Below are 20,722 nucleotides of genomic sequence, written 5' to 3'. Positions count from 1 at the left end.
GTCCCTAAAAACTATCGAAACGGCTTGGCAAGGGAATGCGGCGGTAAAACGGCAAAGACTTGTCGAATTGAGCGCGTGAGGAAACACGAATACGAGCTGAAAGCGCCCAATTCCGCCGATTCCAGCTATGTGAGCCAGCGTTGGTCGAGATACCAGCGCGCGGTGTCCGCAAGACCCGATTCATGCGGGATTTGGGGGGACCATAGGGTTTCGGGGGGTTTCAGCGCCGGGTTCGCGACCCAGTCCGGGTGACAGAAATAGCGGGCCCGGTCGGGTGTCAGCTTGGCGTCATCGCCCCGGAAAAGCCCATCGAGTCTAGCGCCCAGTCGCACTAGCGGCGCGGGCATTGATACGGTCCGAACCGATTTTTCGACCGCGCGACCCAGTGCTTCGGCGAAGGCGACATGGCTAAGCCCGTTCGTCGTGTCGTCATCGGGCTCGTAAGTGGCGTCGATCGCCGTCTCCGCCTCGATGGCCGCTAGTATCAGTGCGCACAGGTCGCGCACATGGATCAGCGACGTCCGGCCTTGAGGCGGCAGTATCACCAGCCCGCGTTTCGCCATTGCGAACAGATCGAGCGTTTCGCCATCGCCGGGTCCGTATACTGCGGGCGGCCGGATGATCGTCCAGTCGAGGCCGGACTCCTGCACGACTGTTTCGGACTCGGCCTTTGACCAGCCATAGTCGGACAGGTCCGGTTCCCGCGCGGCGAGCGAGGAAATATGGATGAAGCGCCGGATGCCCGCATCGCGCGCAGCCGCGATCATGTGGCGTGTGCCTTCGATATTTGGCGCGGCGAAACCGGCGCGATCGGCCGCGCGGATCGCGCCGGCGATATGGATGATCGTGCTTGCGCCTTGCGCCAATTCTTCGAGGCTGGCCGGATCGCTGAGGCGCCCGGATACCCATTGGATGCCGTCGACGGGCGGGCGGTCCTTGCGGGTCAGCGCCCGGATACTTTGGCCGGCCTCGACCGCCATCTGCAGCAGATGGCCGCCGACAAAGCCGGTGCCGCCTGTCACCGCGAGCACGCTCACAGGAGGACCATATGATTGCGGTGGACGAGCGCAGGGCGGGGCGCATAGCCGAGGATCGCTTCGAGCTCGCCGGTCTTGCGGCCCTTGATGCGCTCGGCAGCGGCGCTGTCATATTCGGCAAGGCCGCGGGCGATCGTCGTGCCTTTTTCGTCGAGAATATCGATGACGTCGCCGCGATCGAACGCGCCGGATATATGCGTCACGCCGGCCGGCAAAAGGCTGTTGCCGTCCCGCAGTGCCTGTGCTGCGCCCGCATCGATGGCGACGCTGCCAGTGGCCGTCAGGCGTCCAGCCATCCAGGATTCTCGTGCCGATGGCGCACGGTCGGCGGCGAATATCGTGCCCTGTCCAGTCTCCTCAAAGGCGCTTAACGGGTTGTTCTGTTCGCCAGAAACGATGGCAAGCGGTATCCCGGCTGCCGTTGCGATCCGCGCCGCCTGGATCTTCGCGGTCATGCCGCCCGAGCCCATGTCCGACGCGCCTTCTGCCATTGCGGCGACCGTGTCGTCGATCGTGTCGATGGACGGGATCAGTTCGGCGGTGTCGTCGCGTTTGGGATCGGCCGTGTAGAGCCCGGCGACATTGGACAGGAGGATGATGCCGTCCGCGCGCGCCGCCTGGCCGATCCGCGCTGCGAGCCGGTCATTATCGCCGAAGCGGATTTCCTCGGTTGCGACGGAATCATTTTCATTGATCAGCGGAATGGCATCGAGCCGTAACAGGCGGTCCAGCGTCGCTGCGGCGTTGAGATAGCGCCGCCGGTCTTCGAGATCGCCGAGCGTCACCAATATCTGCGCGGCGGTCAGGCCCTCAGCGCCGAGCAGCTCCGCCCAGCATTGCGACAGCGCGATCTGGCCTGCCGCCGCCGCGGCCTGCGCATCGTCCAGGCTCTTCCGCCCGCCGCCCTTCAATCCGAGCCGGCGCGCGCCAAGAGCGATCGCGCCGGAGGAGACCAGCACGATCTTCTGCCCGGCCCGTTGACGCTCCGCGATGTCGGCGACAAGCGTCGCCAGCCAGTCCTCTCGCACCGTGCCGTCCTCGGCGACCAACAGCGATGAGCCGATCTTGACGACGAGACGCGGACATTCGGACGGCGAAAAGGCGCTCACAGCGGCGACCATGTCTCTTCGTCCTCGGTGTCCGCCTGTTCGTCCGGCGTTCGCTCGCCAATGGCTTCGATCACATGATCGAGCACGGTTTCCAGCCCATCTCCGGTCGCGCCCGATAGTGGCAGAACGGTTGCGCCCGTCGTCTCGGCCAGCTCGGCGCCCAGCGCATCCATCAGCTCCGCGTCGAGGAGATCGGCCTTGTTGAGTGCGACGATCTCGGGCTTTTCAGCCAGCCCCGCGCCATATCGCTTCAGCTCCTCGCGCACCGTGCGCCAGGCGGCTACGGGATCCTCGCCGGTCGCATCGACAAGATGCAGCAGAACGCGGCACCGCTCGATATGGCCGAGAAACCGGTCGCCGATCCCCGCGCCCTCGGCCGCGCCTTCGATCAGCCCGGGAATGTCCGCCATCACGAAATCGCGCCCCTTATGCTCGACGACGCCGAGCTTGGGGTGGATCGTAGTGAATGGATAGGCACCGACCTTGGCCTTGGCATTCGATACCGCATTGAGAAAAGTGGATTTGCCGGCATTGGGCAGGCCAAGCAGCCCGGCATCGGCGATCAGCTTCAAGCGCAGCCAGACCCACATCTCCTCGCCCGGTTCGCCCGGCTGGTGCTGGCGCGGCGCGCGGTTGGTCGAGCTTTTGTAGGAGAGGTTGCCGCGTCCGCCGATCCCACCTTCGAGCATTGTCTTCCGCTGGCCGACTTTCGTGAAATCGGCGAGCACGACTTCCTTGTCTTCCGAGAGGATTTGCGTGCCGACCGGCACCTTGATGACGAGATCCTTGCCGCCCGCGCCGGTCTGTTGCTTGCCCGCGCCGCCCTTGCCGCGCGGCGCCTTGAAATGCTGGGCGTAGCGAAAGTCGATCAGCGTATTGAGGCCCTCGACCGCCTCGAACACGATGTCGCCGCCCTTGCCGCCATCGCCGCCGTCCGGGCCGCCATATTCGATATATTTCTCGCGCCGGAAGCTGACGGCCCCGGGGCCGCCCGCGCCCGAGCGAATATAGATTTTGGCCTGGTCGAGAAAATGCATGGGGGATGTGTAGGGATTGAGGTCGGGTGCCGCTAGGGCCGACGGTCAGGTGCCATTTAGCGGTCGTTCGCAAATCCATAGGCTTCCCGGGACGCTCTGAGCTGTTCGGCAGCCATGTCGCGCGCCGTTTCGCGCGGCAGGCCCAGCGATTTGGCGAGCGGTCCGCCGAGCAGCGCATCGCCGAGCGCCCAGATCACCAGGTTCAGCGTATCCTTGTGCATCGCCATATCGTCATGGCCTCCGCCCAGCTGGTCGACGAGTTTGTCGATCGTTTCGACGATCGGATTCAGCGCGTCCTCATTGCCGGTCAGGATCATCCAGCTCGCAAGTGCGCCGGCGCCTTCCTTGTCGAACGCGTCGAACGTCAGATCGACGATTTCGCGCGGATCGCCTTCGCCTGACCGTGCCTTGAGTACTACTTTACCGATCGTCTCGCAGACATTTTCGGCGAGGCTGCGGGCGAGTTCGCGCTGCAGGCCCGATGCCGAACCGAAATGGTGGAGCAGATTGGCATGAGTACGGCCGATCCGCCCGGCAACCGCTTTCAGCGTTACCGCCTGCGGCCCGGCTTCGATGAGAATCTCGCGCGCGGCCTGCAATGCGGCGGTTCGGCTCTCTTCGGGGGTAAGGCGCTTTCTCGCTATTGACATTGATGTAAGTAACCTTCAAATTCTGTCGAAATTGCAATGGAGTCGCACCATGGCCAAAGACAAGACACCTGTCGACCTTGAGATTACCCCGCGCGATCGCCGTTTCGGACGCGATACGAAGCAGGATCGCTGGTGGTTCAATAACGATCCGATCGGCACCGCCTTTTTCAACGCATTATCGGTGACGTTTCCGCGCGGGGAAGCCTATTTCATCGAAGCCGTGAAGGCGCATCGCGATGGTGTGCCGCCGAAACTGGCGCGCGAAATCCGCGCCTTTGTGCAACAGGAAGTGATGCACACGCGCGAGCATGTCGCATTCAACCGGAAGGTGTCCGAAACCGGCTACGACATTAGCCCGCTTGAAAAAGTGGTCGAAGAATCGCTGGAAAAGACCAAGGACCGGCCCGCCATCGTCGATCTGGCTGTTACCATGGCGCTCGAACATTATACGGCTCTGCTCGCCCAACAGATACTGACTAACGGCGAGGCGTTCGAAAACGCCGACCCCGAATGGGCCGATCTGTGGCGGTGGCACGCGATCGAAGAGATTGAGCATAAAGGCGTCGCCTATGACACCTGGCTGCACGCGACGAAGGATTGGTCGCGCTGGCAGCGCTGGAAGCTCAAATCGCGTGTCATGTTGCTCGTCACGATGATGTTCTGGCCGAAGCGCGTGCGCGGCATGAAGACGCTGCTCGCGCAGGACGGGATCACCGGTGCGCGGGCCATGGGCCGCATTCTCTGGTTCATGTTCGGCAAGCCCGGCATGCTGCGCAAGGCGCTGCCGCAATGGCTCGCCTATTTCCTGCCCGGCTTCCATCCCTGGAATCACGATGATCGCGAGCTGATCCGCTTGGCGGACAGCGACTATAGCGACGCGGTGATGCCGGCGGCCGAACAGGCCGTCGCCACCTGAGCCACAGGGTTATGCGCCGAGGCGGCACGACCCTTCGGCCAGTTGAACGCTAGGCGGCGAGCGCGGACGGCACGGTTTGTGCCGCATCCTCCTCTTCCAGCGTGAACATCACGCAATCGACATCCCGGTTGCGGGCCCGCGAGAAACGTGGCGCGATCCGGCCGGTCCGCCGGAAGCCGAGCTTCTCCAGAACCCGACCGGAGGCCGGATTGTCGACAAAGTGTCCGGCCTCGATCCGCCCATAGCCGAGTGAGGAGCGGACTGCGGCAATCGCCGCCTGTGCGGCTTCGGTCGCATAGCCGTGTCCCCAGCTGTCGGGCCGTATCCAATAGCCGAGTTCGGGCGCGTCTTCGCCTTCCATGAAGCCGATGCCGCCGATCATCCGCACGGGATCGACCGTCCGGTCGATGATCTGGAAGCTGGGATAATCGGGATCGGGTTCGCGCGAGAGATATTCTTCCGCGTCTTCGAGGCGGTACGGCCAGGGCATCCGCGCCGTATTCCGGGCGATGCGCTTGTCGGCGATCGCTTCGGTCAGGGCAGGGGCCTCTTCTATCCAGCCGGGCCTGAGTAACAGTCTCTTCGTAACCGCGAACATGTCTCTCTCCATGCCGCCCCCCGCTGCGCCCTGTACGCACTTTGGGTGACGGTTATATGAGGGAGACCATAAAAAAGGGAGATCGGGTCAGCCCGTCTCCCTCATTCGGTCCCGTTTCCGGAACTCTCGGGCTGCCCTCCCAGAGGACAGCCCTTTATCGACTGTCCTTTATTCCGCCGCTTGCGCCATCTCCACGCCCACATAGGTGCGGTTGTTACGGCCTTTCTTAAATCGGACCACGCCGTCACAAAGCGCAAAAATCGTGTGGTCGCGGCCGAGACCGACATTGTCTGCCGGAATCCATTTGGTGCCGCGCTGACGCACGATAATGTTGCCGGCTACGACGCTTTCGCCGCCGAACTTCTTGACGCCCAGGTATTTCGGGTTGGAGTCGCGACCGTTGCGCGACGAACCGCCTGCTTTCTTATGTGCCATGGTTACGCGTCCTTATCGTCTGTCTTGTCTTCAGCCTTGGGCGCAGCCTTTTTGGCGGGCGCTTTCTTGGCCGGTGCCTTTTTGGCAGCCGTTTTCGTGGTCGCGGCCTTTTTGGCCGGAGCCTTTTTCGCGGGCGCCTTCTTCGCCGGTGCGGCCTTTGCCGTCTCGCCGTCTTCGGCCTTAGCCGCGGCTTTTTTCGGCGCGGCCTTCTTCTTAGCGCCACCGATGCCCGTGATCTTGATCTGGGTCAGCAGCTGGCGATGGCCGTTCTTGCGGCGATAATTGTGGCGCCGCTTCTTTTTGAAGACGATGACCTTCTCGCCCTTGCCCTGTTCGACGATTTCGCCGGACACGGTGAGGCCCTTCGTGTCCTTCAGGTCGGCGCCTTCGCCGGCCATCAGAACATCGTCGAACGAGACCGCATCGCCAGCTTCGCCAGCGATCTTCTCGACCGTAATTACATCACCTTCGGCGACGCGATATTGTTTGCCGCCCGTGCGCACGACTGCGAACATGGTACCAACTTTCATCAATTTTGCGATCCGCACAGGAAAAAGGCCACGGCCAAGCCCCCGCGCGGGAAAGCGCGCCAAATATGGGATGCTGGCGCTTATGTCAACCGATATACCCGCCCTCTCCCCTTGCGGGAGAGGGATGTGCAGTCTTAACGACGAAGGAGTTTAGACGAAGCTGGGAGAGGGGTAAGCACTCGCATGGCGAGTGCGCGGAACGACGTTCCGCTTACCCCCTCTCCAACTATGCTTAGGCTCCTGCGTCGCCAAAGCTCCGTATCCTCTCCCGCAAGGGGAGAGGAATTTCTGCTCACGCCGCTTCGGCACTTTCCTCAATCTGATCGCGGTCGAGAAATTCGCGGACGAGATCGATAAATTCCTGCGCGTGGCTCAGCATGAACAGATGCCCGCCATCTTCGATAACGACAAGCTCGCTGCCCGGGATCAGCATATTGAGGATCTGCCCGTTGATCGGCTGGACGATCGGATCGCGATCGCCCGTGAGGATCAGCGTCGGTTTGCGCAGGAAAGGCAGGGCGGGCGCGCTCGTCCAGCCCAGCATCGCGAAAAGCTGGTAGAAATAACCGATCTTTGACGGCGGTTTGATCCGGTGGATATGGCCGTCCGACCCCTCGGTCGAGCCGCCGTACAGCGTCTCGAAATGCGTCTCCATGAACTTGGGATCGATATAGCGGCGCGGATCGACCATTTTCGACAGCGCGGAGAATTTGCCAGGCACCATCACCATGCCGGCGGTCGTTGCGACAAGGATCAGCCGGTTCGTGCGGTTGCCATGCTGAAGCGCGAAATGCTGGGCCATGCCGCCGCCCCAGCTCACGCCCATCACATCGACGATCGGCATCTCGTAACGATCGAGCAACTCACTGGTGATCCAGGACATGATGAACGGGTTATAAGGGATCGCCGGGTCCGGGGATTCTCCAACCCCGGGCATGTCGAAGGTAATGAAATCGCGATCGTCGAGCATCGTCGGCAGCGGCGAAGCGACTTCGGTATTGGCACCGATCCCGTTGAAGAACAGCAAAGGCGGCTTGCCGTTGGGCGGCCCCGAATAGCGCCAATAGGCGACCTGCAACTGACGTCCGGCTACTGTTTCAAGGGTGTAGACCGGGGCTTCCATATGGGGCGATTGGGACATGAATGACTTTCTACGTATTTCTTCTCCCCTTGTGGGAGAAGGATATGGAGCCTTGCGAGCGTGTCTCGCTAGGCGGAGTTGGATGAGGGGTTAAGGCCTATCGGAAAACGGGCTACCCCTCACCCAGCTTGGTCTAAGCTCGTTCCTCGCTAAGACCGCGCATCCCTCTCCCACAAGGGGAGAGGGTTTGATCATTCCAGCACATATGTCCCTGGCGCGGGGTCGCTGGGCTTGTTCGCCTTGCTGCCGAGTTTGGCCGGTGCCGGCTTTTCCTCGCCGGACCGGCTCTGGAGCCACTCCATCCAATAGGGCCACCAGCTGTTCTGCACTTCCTCGGTGTCTTCCATCCACTTTTCGACGGATGCGGGCGGCTTGGTTTTCTTCTTCGATTTGAAATATTTGGCCTTCGGGTTGCCGGGCGGGTTGAGGATCGCCTGCATATGGCCCGATTGCGACAGCACGAACTCTACATTTTTCGATCCGAACAATTGCGTCGAGCGATAACAGGCGCGCCATGGCGTGATATGGTCGGTCACGCCGCCGAGGATGAACATGTCGCTTTTGACATTCGTCAGATCGAGTGAGTGGCCGGCAATGTCGAAGGTGCCCGGTTCGGCATAGGCATTGGCCTCGAACAGATCGAGGAAGTCGCCCATCAGCGTCGCCGACAGGTTCGTTGCATCGGCATTCCAGAACAATACGTCGAACGCCGGCGGGTCCTCGCCCATCAGATAATTGTTGATGACATAGTTCCAGATGAGGTCGTTCGGCCGCAGCCAGGCAAAGCCGCGCGCCAGCGAACTCGCTTCGATCACGCCCTGGCGCTTGGCACGCTGTTTGGCGAGCGCGATCCCGTTTTCCGAGATCAGCGAGCTGGCCTCGGTATCGCCGGGCTTGGGCTCGAGCACGCAGACCATCATCGTCGCCGCGCCGATCCGGTCGTCCTTTTCCGCGGCGAGCTTGGAAAGCAGCACCGACATGGTCTGCCCGCCCGAACAGCCGCCCGACACGTTGACCGTGTCCGATCCGGTAATCTCCTGCACGGCATCGAGCGCGCGGACACAGGCATCGACATATTCGTCCATGCCCCACACGCCCATATTCTCGCTGGGATTGCGCCAGCTGATGACGAAAGTCTGGATGCCGTTATCGACCTGGAATTTCACCACGCTCTTTTCGGGCGAGAGGTCGTTGATATACATTTTGTTGATCTGGGGCGGGATAGTCAGCTGCGGAATCTCATATACTTCTTCGGTGCTTGGCTGATACTGGATCAGCTCGAACATCTCGTCGCGATAGACGACCGCGCCGGGCGAGGTTGCGATATTCTCGCCCAGTTCGAAGGGCTTCTTATCGACCTGGCTGACCATGAAGTCGTTATTGACCATGTCGTCATAGGCGTTTCTCAGGCCCTTCACGAGCGAGAGGCCGCCGCTGTCGATCGCCCGTTTCTGCGCCATCGGATTGAGGGCGAAGCTGTTGGTCGGCGCCAGCGCGTCGATGATGATCTGGGAAATAAAGCTCGCCCGGTCGCGTTCGAGCGCATCGAGTTCGAGGTCCTCGATCCAGCGCTTCGTGCCTTTTTCGACGGCGAGGAAATACTGCATCCCGGCCTTGTAGAAAGGGTTGAAGCTGAAGGCCGGGTCCATGAAGCGCCGGTCCTTGGGGTTGGGCGCGAGTTCGGACTTGCCGGTCATGATCTGCACGACATCTTCGGAAAAGCTCTGGGCGTGTTTGAAGGCGCGTCCCGGATCGCTTGCGGTTTCGCGGAGCAGCATCGCGATGGCGCCGACAAAATCCTCGCGCGCCAGGCCGACCAGCGGCCCCAATGCCATTGTTACTTCCGGTTCGCCCTCGAGCGTCGGTCCGTCCTGCGCCATTCACTTCCCTCCGGCTTTTTCTTCTCAGCGTGGCGCGTGATGGGCGGGAATGTCAATCATTTTGCCTGTTCCGATTTGGGAACCTTGGCAACGCGCGGCGATCTGCCGGTGTGAACAGATTCGCACCTGTCTATCTTCCCCTTTTGTTCTCTTTCGTGCAGATAGTCCGTATGGCCTTGCAAATCTCCAACCGCGACGCCCGCCGGCTCTGGCTCGATGCCCAAGGGCTTTCGGCGACGCCGACCGGTTCGCTCGATGTGATGGCGATCATCCGCGATCTCGGCTTCGTTCAGCTCGACACGATCCAGGCCGTCGCCCGCGCGCATCATCATATCCTCTGGTCGCGCAACCAGAATTACCGCGAACCGATGCTGGACCGTCTGCTCGCCGAGGATCGCGCGATCTTCGAGCATTTTACCCACGACGCCTCCGTGCTGCCCATCGAGCATTTCCCCTATTGGCAGCGCCAGTTCCGGCGGCTCGGCGAGAAGACCGCGCGCTGGGAGCAGAGCCGGGCCATGCTGGATGCCGACGGCCGCGCCGCGATCCGGGCGCGGATCGCGGAAGAGGGGCCGCTCTCGACCCACGCCTTCGACACCAAGGCACCATCCAGCGAGATGTGGGCGCGCCCGCCGCACAAAATGGCGCTCGACCATATGTGGTATGCGGGCGAACTGGCGACCTCGCATCGCGAGAATTTCACCAAATATTACGATATCAGCGAACGCGTGATCCCCGACCATCTGCGCGAGACGGAGATAGAAGATGCAGCGCAGATCGACTGGCTGTGCCGATCCGCGCTCGACCGGCTGGGCTTCGGCAGCGAAGGCGATGTCATGCGCTTCTGGGCTGCGGCGGCGCTCGGCGAGGTCAAGACATGGCGTATGGCGCGGGGCCGCGATCTTGTGGAGGTCGAAGTCGCCTGCGCCGATCGCACCACGCTTAAGGCATGGGCCCCGCCCGATATCGAAGAACGGCTGGCGAACCTGCCCGCGCCGACATCGCGTCTGCGTATCCTCAATCCCTTCGATCCGGCGGTGCGCGACCGCAAGCGGCTGGCGCGCCTGTTCGGCTTCGATTTCCGGATCGAGATTTTCGTCCCCGCCGCCCAGCGCAAATGGGGCTATTATGTCATGCCGATCCTCGAAAGGGACCGTTTTGTCGGCCGGATCGAAGCCAAGGCCGATCGCAAGGCAGGCGTGCTGACCGTCTCTAACGTCTGGCCCGAACCGTGTGTAAAATGGGGCCAGGCACGATGGGATAAGCTGGACGCCGAACTTGACCGGCTCGGCCGCTTCGTCGGATGCCGTACGGTGATTTGGGAAGAGGGTGCGCGCAATGGCTGAACTGTTGGTCCGGCTGCCGGAAGAGCTGCGTCAGGCGAAACGCGAAGACTGGCGCATGCTCGGCGCGATTATCGGAGACGCCTTTCAGGACGATCCCGTGTCGCGCTGGATTTTCGGCGGCAAGCGCGCAATGCCGGGCACGTTCGGCCGCCAGGCGCGCCATCTCTATCTGCAGCGCGGTATCTGCCATCTCGCCGGCGAAAGCGGGGCGACGATGTGGCTGCTGCCCGATGCAAACAAGAGCATTTCCGTGTTCGGCACGCTCGATATCGGCTGGCACATGGCGCGGACGGCGGGCATCGCCGCTGTGCGCCGCGGGATGGCCGCCGAGGCGGAAATGACGCGCAAACGGCCGGACGCGCCGCATGCCTATCTGTACACAATCGGTGTTCGGTCACAGGCGCAAGGGACCGGACTCGGCCATCGGCTGCTTGCACCGATGCTCGAAGCCTGCGACCGCGCGGGGCTGCCGGCCTATCTCGAAAACTCCAATCCCCGCAATCATAGCTTCTATGCGGGCCATGGCTTTGCCCATATGGAGCATTTCGAACCTGCACCCGGCGCACCGCCGCTCGAAGCGATGTGGCGCGAGCCGCGCTAACCGGAACCATTCGCCGCCTGTATCGTTTCGGGATAGGAACGACCCATAAAAGTTGCGGCGGTATCAAAAATACCCAAATTGCCGTAACGTCACCGCAAACAGATACAGCGATCCGGACGAACCGGGCGTACAGAGGAGATAGTCATGCAGCAATTGAGCCCGATGGACGCGGCCTTCGTTTACATGGAAACGCCGTCGACACCGATGCATATTGGGTCGCTCGCGATATACGATCCGTCGACATCGCCCAATGGCAAGCTGCGGTTCAAGGAAGTGTTGAGCTTTATCGAAAGCCGTCTGGACGGGGCCTGGGCCTTCCGCCGCCGTCTCGTGCGCGTGCCCTTCGATCTCGATCATCCCTATTGGATCGAGGACCCCGATTTCGATCTCGAATATCATGTCCGCCATATCGCCTTGCCTGAGCCCGGCGACTGGCGGCAGCTCTGCATTCTGGCCGCCCGCCTGCATTCGCGCCCCCTCGATCTGAACAAGCCGCTTTGGGAGTTCACGGTCATTGAAGGCCTCGACAATATCGAAGGGCTGCCCAAAGGCTGTATCGCGATCCTCTCCAAGGTCCATCACGCTGCGATCGACGGCATGTCGGGCGTCGAGATCACAACTGCGGTGCATGACGTTACGCCTGACGTGCCAGAGCGCGAATTCGACATGAACTGGCGGCCCGACAGTAAGCCAGCCGATGCCGAACTGCTGATCCGCGCGCAGATCAATGCGGTACGCCAGCCGTTCAAGATGGCCGATATCATGGCGCGCAGTATTCCTGGTCTCGCCAAGGCGAGCGCGGGCCTCTTGACGCGGGACCTCAAGCTGCCGGCGACGGGCACCGCGCCCAACACGCTGTTCAACCAGACCGTATCCTCGCACCGCGTGTTCGATGGCGTGCGCTTCGATCTGGATGAGATCAAAGCGGTGAAGGCGGAGATGGATGGCGCGACCGTGAATGATGTCGTTCTGTCCGTATTCGGGGGGGGGCTGCGCAAATATCTGCTGTCGAAGAACGATTTGCCGAAGGACGATATGACGGCGATGGCGCCGATCTCGGTCCGGTCCGAGGACGAGAAAAAGGATCTCGGCAACCAGGTGTCGGCGATGATCGTCGGCCTCGGCACGCATATCGAAGACCCGGTCGAGCGGCTCGAATATGTGCATGGACGCGCGCAGAATTCGAAAGAGCTGACCAGCGCGATCGGTGCGCGCAACCTCTCCCGCATGAGCGGGATGACGCCGGGCGCGCTGATGGGTCTCGGCGCGCGTCTATACGCCCGGGCCGGTCTCGCGAACGCGCATGCCCCGGCATACAACTGTGTCGTCACCAATGTGCCCGGCCCGCCGATGGACATCTATTTTGCTGGCGCCCGGCTCGTCGAGCAATTCGGCGTCGGCCCGATTTTCGACGGTATGGGTCTCATCAACATCGTCTACAGTTCGGGCGGCACGCTGACATTGTCCTTCACCGCCGATCGCGATGCGGTCAGCGATCCGGAAAATTATGCGGCGGCGCTGCGCGAATCCTTCGACGAATTGAAGGCGGCGATGGCCAAGCGCAAAGGCAAGCCCGCGCGCAAGAAAGCGCCCGCGAAAAAGCCGGCCAAGAAAAAGGCTAAAGCTAAGGCCTGACCCTAGTGCGTCGAAGGGAAAATCGCATGTTCGATGCCCTTGGCCTCGAACGGCTCCCACTCGTCGGCCGGCTGCGCCAGCCGGTTGGCGATCAGATAGAGCACCGTGCCGTTGACGCCGAGGCCGCAATGGCTGCCATAGACGCGCAGATTTTCCGAATGATCGCTCTCGGTCACCCGGCAGTTCTGCCACGGCACGACCCCGTCCGCCTTTGAATAGACGGCCGTGGTCGGCACTTTCGGTGCCGCCGATATTTCCGCCATCTGTTCGCGGACTTTGTCGCTGCTGACCCGCTCGCCCGTTGCGGCTTCGTAGACGCGCCAGACGGTCGTCGATTGTGCGCGCCCGCGCAGCGGCGAACCCAGCGTGATGACCTGGCGGACCTTGTCGGGGGCCCGCTGGCCGAGCTGTGCGGACATCGATCCGCCAAGGCTCCAGCCGACAAGGCTGACCTTCTGGCCCGTGGCCGCATATATCTGGTCGAGCTTGTCGATCAGATGCTCGCCATCGACGCCGACCGCGCGCGGGCCGAGATTGCGGCCGAGATCCCAGCGATAGGTGTCATAGCCAAGCCGCGTCAGATAGCGGCGCAATATCCGGGTCGACCGGTCGCTCGTCATGAAACCGGGCAAGACCATCACCGGATGCCCGTCGCCGCGTGGCGCGGAATAGAGCAAGGGCGATGAGAGCGGCAAAGTCGCCATCTCGAACACCGCCCGATGAATCTCCGAATATGTCCAAAGACGCGAAGGCTTCGGAACCATATGTGGCGGTTCCGCCGATACTCTTGCTGCTGTTGCCAAAACTAAATTCCCCTCCCGCTCATGTGGTATCTTATTATGTCCTGTCGCTTCCACATGTCGGCAGGATTTAGTGCCTGTGTTCGGGCCGTAGCGTGTAGCGGCCTTGTTCGATGCCGTCGAATATGCCCGATATCGCGGGATGATCGACGGGTTCGTCGCTTTCGTCATGCAGTAGGTTCTGCTGGCTGACATAGGCGACATAGCTGCTCTCGGCATTTTCGGCGAGCAGATGATAAAAGGGCTGATCCTTGCGGGGGCGGATATCCTCCGGGATAGCCTGATACCAATCCTCGCTGTTCGCGAAGACCGGATCGATATCGAAGATGACGCCGCGGAAATCGAACATGCGATGCTTCACGATATCGCCGATCGTGAAAGATGCATGGGCGACGGGAGGTGCATCTTTGGCCAATTCGCTGCGTTCACGCGGGGAGGGGATATCGGGATCCATTACCAAATAATGTAGGTCCGCCCGACTCTCGTGGCAAGCACCGTCTTGGCAAGCGCTGTGAGGTAAGCTAGAGCGCGCCGCTCGAACGGCCCGCCCGGCGCATGGCGCCGGTGCACCAGATTCATGCGGAGAGGTGCCGGAGTGGTCGAACGGGGCGGTCTCGAAAACCGTTGTGCCTTTCGGGGTACCGTGGGTTCGAATCCCACCCTCTCCGCCAGAGACCTATCGTTTCCGCATCGCAGCGTAACCGTGGTGCCAGTATTGCGCCTTGTCAGGCAAGACGACGTCAAACGGCGCAAGAGCGGCTATCTGTGATAATAATGCGATCAGGGGTCGGTTAACTTAGCGGAGAGATAGTCAGGCTAGAAATCGCCCCGGAAGAGTATCGGTCCACTCGCGATCCGCAAGGTACTGCTGTCGTAGAACAGCAACCCGAGACGCTTCGCGCATGCAAAAATGGTCCGCCACCGGGCCGCTCGCAGATACTTCGCGCGCTGCATCGGAACTGGCATCCATGCGAGAGATGCTCGGGCGTTGCGCGTAGCCTTAAACGCCTTCGCCGACATCTTCGATCACACTAGCGAAATCCATCCCGAGGATGCAGGCAGGCCTGGTGAAGTTGGCGCGAGAAGCGCCGCGATTGACGATGGCGCCCGTCAGCCGCGCTCACCAACCATTTGTGCGTCTCCAAACAATGATCGCGGATGAGTCGCGCCCGATCACATGGTAGCGATCATGGGCCGCTGCCGTCATATCTGCATGGTTAGGCAATATGCGAAGCTGTGTGCCGACACGAAAATGATCCATGTCGACGACGGCGCCCGACTTGCTGGTTACCAGGCCAAGCTCCTGGCTCACTTCAGATACAATGAGATCACCGATCGGCCGACCGGATCCCACATCGCACGCCACGCCGTAACCTGCATCGAAGGCATGACCGGCCGTACTGCGGTCCTTTGACAGAGCGAGCCCGCCAGCATCGATGACCAGGCGATTGTGGCTTGGCTGGCAGGCAATCACCGTGGAGAGCACCGACAACGCAATATCATCGATTCTTGCCGCACCGATTCCAGCCTGAAACAGATCCTGAAACATAAAGATGCCGCATCGCGTCTCGGTCACGCCGGGGAGCTGCCGGGCATGAAGAATGGCGGGCGTCGACCCAAAACTGACCATCGGGCAAACGAGATCCGCCTCGGCAAGCCGAGTCTCGACCGACGCTAGCGCTTCGACATGCCGTTCGGCGAGCGCTGCGGCGCCTGCCGGGGTGCAGCCATAAGATGCACCGCCATACGACATTATACCGGCGAAAGATGTAGCGGTGGACCGGTCGAAGGCACGCGCCGCCTCGATGAGTTCGAGGCCCGCCATGTCGGCACCTGACCGATAACCGTCAACATCGACTTCGAGCGCAAAGGGCACAGGCTTGTCGTTGTTGCAAGCTTCTGCGGCGGCGATACAGGCTTTCGCGCCCTCGAGGCTATCGGTCATCAATGTCAGCGCACATCCTTTTGCGATCAGAGCCGATGCGCGCGGCATCTTCGCCGGAGCAAAGGGAACGCAATAGAAGAGATCGTGATGATCAGCCGCGAAGAAATATTCGGCCTCGCGCAACGTCGACACGCAAAAACCGTTGGCTCCGGCATCTGCCAACATCTGCGCCACAGGCGCGGATTTCGGAGTCTTAAGATGGGGACGAAGCGCCACGCCGAGCTCGTCCGCACGAGCAGCCATGCGGACGATATTGGCGGCGAGCTTGGCGTGGTCGAGGATCAGGGCCGGTGTTTCGATATCGCCGATCGCGTTCACGTTCATCAGAGTTCCTCGCCGGCATAGATAGCGGTACGCGAAACCGGGCCCTCGGCGGCGATGCTGGGGTACATGCCGCGATCGTTCATCGAAGACACGACGCGTCCGGATGGATGAGCGTAATCACCGCACCGCTGCTGTCGACATCGCTAAGCTTTGCATGACAATATTGGAAACCATCACAAATCAGAAAGGGCAGTCGGTGGATAACTGGTCTCGAGGTCTTGCCAAATATTGGACACCAACGAACTGCTATTGTCTGCAGATCGGTAGATTCGGGCCGCCAGGTGCGTGGAAAAATCATCTGATACCAATATCAAGCGCTGATCGGAAGGATCGCCCGCGACCACGGTTTCCATGAGGTCTTCGCCGGCCGCCGTCAGCGTGATCGGGTGAACGGCCCGGTCGAAGAGCGGCGCGCCGATCCACAGTTCCAGCGACTGGATGCGGCGACTCAGCGCCGATGGCGTAACGAAACGGTGATCGGCCGCGCGTGCGAAATGCCCCTTTTCCGCCGCGCAGATAAAGTCCTCCAGCCATTTCAGTTCCAAAAAACCGCCTTTCCTTCAACGTCTGGCGGTCTTCGCATCCTGTTTTGCCGATTTGGAATTTGAAGGCGCATTTCGATCCTCTTCATGCTTTTCAGGCGCCGGGACGACTGCCGGGACCGGTAGAGGTCGTCGGCCGTTTAATCGATAAATTCAGCGGCCGCGCCGGACATCAGGTCGTTGCTGTGCGCGGCACCGATCACGACATGAGTGCGCCAGTTGAAGGGGATGCCCCGTTCCGCCGCGGCGCGGCGCGCCTGTTCGACAAAGGACACGCCCCGGGAAAAGCGGTGAGAGCCTTGGCGCATGGCCTCCGGCGTCCGCCGGAGCTGGTCATGGTCCGTATCGATATCGAGATCGCCGAGCAGGACGACAACGTCCCGGCTCAACATGCTGTGCAACGCCTCTTCGGTGACGCCGGACCCGCTCAGGCCATAGGGAAAGGCCTCACTGAAATCGGGCATCGTATACCAGCCGGCATTGGCGGCGAGGGTGCGAATGACGCGGGCGTCCGGCTTGAAAGCCAGGAAGCGGTGGACGAACTGCGAGCCGGCTGAGTGACCGTAGAGATAGTAGCCTGACTGCTGACCGCCCAACGATGAGACGATCGTATCGAACAGTGGTTCTATGACTGAGAAGCTCCAGCGCTCTTCGGGAACGGGCAAGCCGTCGGCATCTTCCCGGTTGCCGAGATTATAGGACCGCGATCCGGGAAAGGCGTCGCGGGAAAATTCGGGAGCGATCATGACATAACCCTCGCGCTCGGCAGTCTCCGTCCAGGCGCTCAGATAGCGTTGCGGGCCGCGGCCCGCGCCGTGCATGACGAAGACGACCGGCGCATCCGCGCCCGCACGGCTAGAGCGGAAGGTCCAGACCGGAATGGCCTGCCCGGCCCAGTCATCGAAGGTGAATCCGCCTTCGCCGACCGCGATCTCGACAGATGTCGGCAGCGGCGCGGCCATCTGGCCATAGGCCGGCATGGCCAGCAGCGCCGCATATAGGGCAAATCCGGCAAAAACCCGCTGGACGGCAGTTATGGTCGCCATGATCATCGGTGTATACCTCAGCCTAGAACCGCGCCCGGAAACCGACCCAGAACTCGCGGCCGATCGAATCGTTCAGGTCGGATACGATATTGCGTGAATTTCCGTCGTCCGTGCCGCTCGGATATAGCGGCCCATAATTGTTGAAGATGTTATTCACGCCTGCCGAAATCCGGTAGTTATTGTCGGGTCCGAAGCTGTACCGCGCCGAGATGCGGTGGAAATCCTGCCCGTCGACCCGGAAGAACCGGTCGTTCGACGGGAAGGGGTCGTTCACGAGATCGTCGATGCCGCCAGCTTCATAAGTAATGATATAGGCGAGCCGGAAGCCGCCGTTCCGATATCCGAGGCGTAGCCGCCACTCATCGCGCCCGTCTTCGATCTCGCCGAGCGGGCTGTTCACGATAGGCTGACCGCCCAGCCCGATAAAGGTCGTCTGCTGTTTGAAATAGCGCGAATAGCGGAAATTGATGTCGAATTCGCCTGGAATGATCGAGAATTCAATATCCTCCCAGTTCAGCGCGAAATCGATACCTTCTACGAGTTCCTGTTCCAGATTTTCCTGGAAATTGATGACTTCCACAACTTCGCCGTTGAACGGGTTGCGCGATATGACGTCGCAGAATCTGTTGTTCGGAAAATCGTCCGCCGCATAGCAGAGGTCGACATTGTTCTGCGTGCTGATCGATGTGATCGCGTCGCTGATCTCGATCCGGTAGTAATCGGCGATCAGCGTCAGGCCCGGCGCGAAAGGCGGGGTAAACACGGCACCGAATGTGTATGTATTGGCCGTTTCTTCCTGAACATTCGGATTGCCTGAATTGGGACCCTGGACGCTGCCGTCGAATTCAAAAGCTTCACCTGCATTATCAGGATCGGCGAAGAAAGCCTGAATGCCCGGTTCAGAGAGACAATTCGCTGCAACTGTCGCAAGACTGACTGCCTCGCCGCCCACGCTTTCCGGCGCGGACAAGCCCGAACCGTTCGGCAGGAGACCGTCGCACGGGTCCCTCAGATCGTCGCTGTCGGGTCGCGGTGGCGAGAATATCTCGGTGATGTTCGGCGCACGTTGCGAACGGGAATATTGGGCTCGGAATCGGAGTGCATCGGCGGCCTGCCAGACCGCGCCGATATTGTAGCTGAAAATGGTTCCGACCGTGCTATACTCGGACACCCTGACAGCGCCTTGCAAGAACAACTCGTTGGCGATGATCGGAATGTCGATCTCTGCAAAGGCCTCAACAACATCAAAGCTGGCTTCGAGACTCGGAAATGTCGCCAGGGATGTCAGGAACGCGTCATCGGTCGTCGGATCGCCATCCTGGCCGCCGATAGGATCGCCGTCTGGGTCGCCCTCGGTCGATTGCTCTTCCCGCCGATATTCGATACCGGCCGCGAACTTGACGTCGCCATCGCCGAGCCGGAACAGATCGCCGCGGATGAAGCCGCCAGCCGTATATTGGGTGCGCGATTGGGTCGCGAAACCGTTATATCGGATATAGTCGGCCGCCGCCTGGGACACGGTGCCCTCGCCGAAAATATTGAGCGGTACACAACCATCGGCGCGTGCGCCCGCATCGGCACACTGGAAGCCGCCGGCGCCGTCTTCCTCGATATCCAGCGCGAATTGGGCGTTTCGGAAGTTGATTTCGTTTGGATTCCACTGATCCTGTTCGAACCGGCCATAGGTGCCGAAAACCGTCCAGTCGATGCTGTCGGTCAGCGACCCTTCCAGATCGGCCATGATCCGGATCGTATCGCGGCGGTTGATCCGTGCCTGCTCACCCAGTTCGATTAGACGGCGATCGAAGGATACCGAACCGCTTCTGGTTTCTTCGACCTCGGGCGGAATGAACGGATGATCGCTGGCAATATTGCCGACCTCGAACGCATCGAGGAGACCGAACGCATCATCGTCATTGAGGGTCTCAACGCCGCTGCGCGTTTCCGAATCGACGCGTGAGAACAGGCCGACCACTGAAAACTCGACCGCCGGCGAGAATTCGTAGCTCGCGTGCAGGCCGATGTTCAATATCTCCCGCGATCCCTGAAGCGTGCGTCCGGGCCGGATATTGAAGCCGTCGAAATCGGCAAGGAAGTCCTGACTGCCAGTCCGGTCCGGGGGCTGCAGCGACTGATCGTTGAACCACTGACCATCCTTGAACCAGGCATCGCCCCCTTCGAAAACGCCGCCCGGCGTCGTGCCGCTGAACGACGGTAGCAGGCAGTGTCGATCTTCATTGTCGGGATCGCAGCCGGGCGTATTGATCTCGTCGGCGAACGTATCGTTCGAACCGGTGGCCGGATCGTCGAACTCCACCGCGAGAACCGAAAGCGGCCGGCTGTCGTCGGCGAGCACCTCATTCTCGTCGCGATAGCTGACGGCTGCCATTACATAGCCGCGGTCTTCGGCAAATCTCAGGCCGATCCGTCCGTTGATCCGATATTCCTCACCGCCGCTTGCTTCGGGTGTCGAGTAGCGCGCATCGATCTCATAGCCTTCGAAAGAATCGTTGAGCACGAAGTTTGCGACGCCCGCAATCGCATCCGAGCCGTAGATCGCTGATGCGCCACCTGTCGTTACTTCGGTCCGCTGGACGAAACCGACGGGAATCGTGCTGAGGCTCACGCGATCGGAATTGCCTGAGTTCGATACGGCGCGCCGGCCGTTGATGAGAACAAGAGTGCGATCATCGCCGAGCCGCCGCAAGCTGATGGTGGATAGGCCAGCCGTTTGAATGTCGCTGTTGCTGTCCTGAACCGACACCCCTTCGCTGATACCGGGAAGCTGCTGGATCGCTTCAGCCAGATCTGTCGATCCGATATCTTCGAAATCCTCTGTACCGAAAACCTGCAACGGGACGGCCGACTCTTCGGCCGTACGTTCGATCCGCGATCCGGTGACGACGATCGTCGCGCCACGGCTACCCGCCTCGGCAGTCTGCGTCGGCAGGGTTTGGGCCGTACTTTCGTCAACTTGCGCATGTGCGGCTGTTGACGCTAGCAAGATTGCGCTGAAAGAAGCACCTGCCAAATAATATTTCTTGTTATGTTGCATGTCGGACCCCCTGAAAAACAGTGTATCGATGATGTCAGTTGTATTGCGCCGCCGTTGAGTTAGGTTTCCCCGGAACGCCCGATCAGCGTCACACG

Annotated in this window: 19 protein-coding genes and 1 tRNA gene; 5 read left to right on the top strand and 15 right to left on the bottom strand. The window is 61.1% G+C overall.

All coding sequences use genetic code 11. The annotated features are described in order from the left end of the window. Window positions 1–125: 125 nt before the first annotated feature. The 4 genes from Q0974_RS14615 to Q0974_RS14600 are packed head-to-tail and all read right to left on the bottom strand — an operon-like array spanning window position 126 to window position 3,833. Window positions 126–1,037, bottom strand: coding sequence for an NAD(P)-dependent oxidoreductase (locus Q0974_RS14615; RefSeq protein WP_299329147.1), 912 nt, complete (start codon window positions 1,035–1,037; stop codon window positions 126–128). Continuing rightward, window positions 1,034–2,158 (bottom strand): glutamate 5-kinase, encoded by a 1,125-nt coding sequence (gene proB, locus Q0974_RS14610; RefSeq protein WP_299329145.1) that lies wholly within the window; start codon window positions 2,156–2,158, stop codon window positions 1,034–1,036. The genes Q0974_RS14615 and proB overlap by 4 nt, the downstream gene beginning before the upstream one ends. Beyond that, window positions 2,143–3,183, bottom strand: coding sequence for a GTPase ObgE (gene obgE / locus Q0974_RS14605; protein WP_299329143.1), 1,041 nt, complete (start codon window positions 3,181–3,183; stop codon window positions 2,143–2,145). Before obgE ends, proB begins: the two co-directional genes overlap by 16 nt. A 56-nt stretch (window positions 3,184–3,239) precedes the next feature. Then, complete coding sequence (locus Q0974_RS14600; protein ID WP_299329141.1) at window positions 3,240–3,833, bottom strand: TetR family transcriptional regulator; 594 nt, start codon at window positions 3,831–3,833, stop codon at window positions 3,240–3,242. Window positions 3,834–3,882: 49 nt separating this feature from the next. On the opposite strand from Q0974_RS14600, the gene Q0974_RS14595 reads away from it, so the two are divergent. Then, window positions 3,883–4,749 (top strand): metal-dependent hydrolase, encoded by an 867-nt coding sequence (locus Q0974_RS14595; protein WP_299329139.1) that lies wholly within the window; start codon window positions 3,883–3,885, stop codon window positions 4,747–4,749. A 49-nt stretch (window positions 4,750–4,798) separates the two neighbouring features. Here the strand turns inward: Q0974_RS14595 and Q0974_RS14590 are convergent, their stop codons facing one another. The 5 genes from Q0974_RS14590 to Q0974_RS14570 form a co-directional block, all read right to left on the bottom strand. Next, window positions 4,799–5,347, bottom strand: coding sequence for a GNAT family protein (locus Q0974_RS14590; protein ID WP_299329138.1), 549 nt, complete (start codon window positions 5,345–5,347; stop codon window positions 4,799–4,801). Window positions 5,348–5,515: 168 nt separating this feature from the next. Continuing rightward, window positions 5,516–5,782: a 50S ribosomal protein L27 gene (rpmA, locus tag Q0974_RS14585; RefSeq protein WP_299329136.1), complete on the bottom strand. Its 267-nt coding sequence runs from the start codon at window positions 5,780–5,782 to the stop codon at window positions 5,516–5,518. A 2-nt stretch (window positions 5,783–5,784) separates the two neighbouring features. Beyond that, complete coding sequence (gene rplU, locus Q0974_RS14580; RefSeq protein WP_299329430.1) at window positions 5,785–6,297, bottom strand: 50S ribosomal protein L21; 513 nt, start codon at window positions 6,295–6,297, stop codon at window positions 5,785–5,787. Window positions 6,298–6,604: 307 nt separating this feature from the next. Next, on the bottom strand, window positions 6,605–7,453 hold the full coding sequence (locus Q0974_RS14575; RefSeq protein WP_299329135.1) for an alpha/beta fold hydrolase: 849 nt from the start codon (window positions 7,451–7,453) through the stop codon (window positions 6,605–6,607). 191 nt (window positions 7,454–7,644) lie between these two features. Next, window positions 7,645–9,333 (bottom strand): alpha/beta fold hydrolase, encoded by a 1,689-nt coding sequence (locus Q0974_RS14570; protein WP_299329134.1) that lies wholly within the window; start codon window positions 9,331–9,333, stop codon window positions 7,645–7,647. A gap of 170 nt (window positions 9,334–9,503) precedes the next feature. Between Q0974_RS14570 and Q0974_RS14565 the strand changes: the two genes are divergently transcribed. The 3 genes from Q0974_RS14565 (at window position 9,504) to Q0974_RS14555 (ending at window position 12,915) form a co-directional block, all read left to right on the top strand. Beyond that, a complete protein-coding gene (locus Q0974_RS14565) occupies window positions 9,504–10,679 on the top strand; it encodes a crosslink repair DNA glycosylase YcaQ family protein (protein WP_299329133.1) in 1,176 nt (391 codons plus the stop codon). Continuing rightward, a complete protein-coding gene (locus Q0974_RS14560) occupies window positions 10,672–11,280 on the top strand; it encodes an N-acetyltransferase (protein ID WP_299329131.1) in 609 nt (202 codons plus the stop codon). Before Q0974_RS14565 ends, Q0974_RS14560 begins: the two co-directional genes overlap by 8 nt. A gap of 144 nt (window positions 11,281–11,424) precedes the next feature. Further along, on the top strand, window positions 11,425–12,915 hold the full coding sequence (locus tag Q0974_RS14555) for a wax ester/triacylglycerol synthase family O-acyltransferase (RefSeq protein WP_299329129.1): 1,491 nt from the start codon (window positions 11,425–11,427) through the stop codon (window positions 12,913–12,915). 2 nt (window positions 12,916–12,917) lie between these two features. Here the strand turns inward: Q0974_RS14555 and Q0974_RS14550 are convergent, their stop codons facing one another. Beyond that, the gene (locus Q0974_RS14550) at window positions 12,918–13,619 is read right to left on the bottom strand and encodes an alpha/beta hydrolase (protein WP_299329128.1); all 702 of its coding nucleotides are present in this window, start codon (window positions 13,617–13,619) and stop codon (window positions 12,918–12,920) included. A 166-nt stretch (window positions 13,620–13,785) separates the two neighbouring features. Next, window positions 13,786–14,169 carry a heat shock protein HspQ gene (gene hspQ, locus Q0974_RS14545; protein WP_299329126.1) on the bottom strand — a complete coding sequence of 128 codons (384 nt, stop codon included), beginning with the start codon at window positions 14,167–14,169 and terminating at the stop codon, window positions 13,786–13,788. 127 nt (window positions 14,170–14,296) lie between these two features. Here hspQ and Q0974_RS14540 point away from each other — a divergent pair. Beyond that, window positions 14,297–14,386, top strand: a tRNA-Ser gene (locus Q0974_RS14540). Window positions 14,387–14,835: 449 nt separating this feature from the next. On the opposite strand, the gene Q0974_RS14535 is transcribed toward Q0974_RS14540, so the two are convergent. The 4 genes from Q0974_RS14535 to Q0974_RS14520 form a co-directional block, all read right to left on the bottom strand. Further along, window positions 14,836–15,984, bottom strand: coding sequence for an alanine racemase (locus Q0974_RS14535; RefSeq protein WP_299329124.1), 1,149 nt, complete (start codon window positions 15,982–15,984; stop codon window positions 14,836–14,838). Window positions 15,985–16,157: 173 nt separating this feature from the next. Then, window positions 16,158–16,529, bottom strand: coding sequence for a LysR family transcriptional regulator (locus Q0974_RS14530; protein WP_299329122.1), 372 nt, complete (start codon window positions 16,527–16,529; stop codon window positions 16,158–16,160). Between the two features lie 137 nt (window positions 16,530–16,666). Continuing rightward, window positions 16,667–17,572, bottom strand: coding sequence for a hypothetical protein (locus Q0974_RS14525; RefSeq protein ID WP_299329121.1), 906 nt, complete (start codon window positions 17,570–17,572; stop codon window positions 16,667–16,669). 22 nt (window positions 17,573–17,594) lie between these two features. After that, on the bottom strand, window positions 17,595–20,576 hold the full coding sequence (locus Q0974_RS14520; RefSeq protein ID WP_299329119.1) for a TonB-dependent siderophore receptor: 2,982 nt from the start codon (window positions 20,574–20,576) through the stop codon (window positions 17,595–17,597). Between the last annotated feature and the right edge of the window lie 146 nt (window positions 20,577–20,722).

It is taken from the genome of Parasphingopyxis sp. (genome assembly GCF_028279465.1).
In the GTDB taxonomy this organism is placed as follows: Bacteria; Pseudomonadota; Alphaproteobacteria; order Sphingomonadales; family Sphingomonadaceae; genus Parasphingopyxis.
Note: the sequence above shows the minus strand (reverse complement) of the source record. Positions and strands in the feature narration are given on the sequence as shown.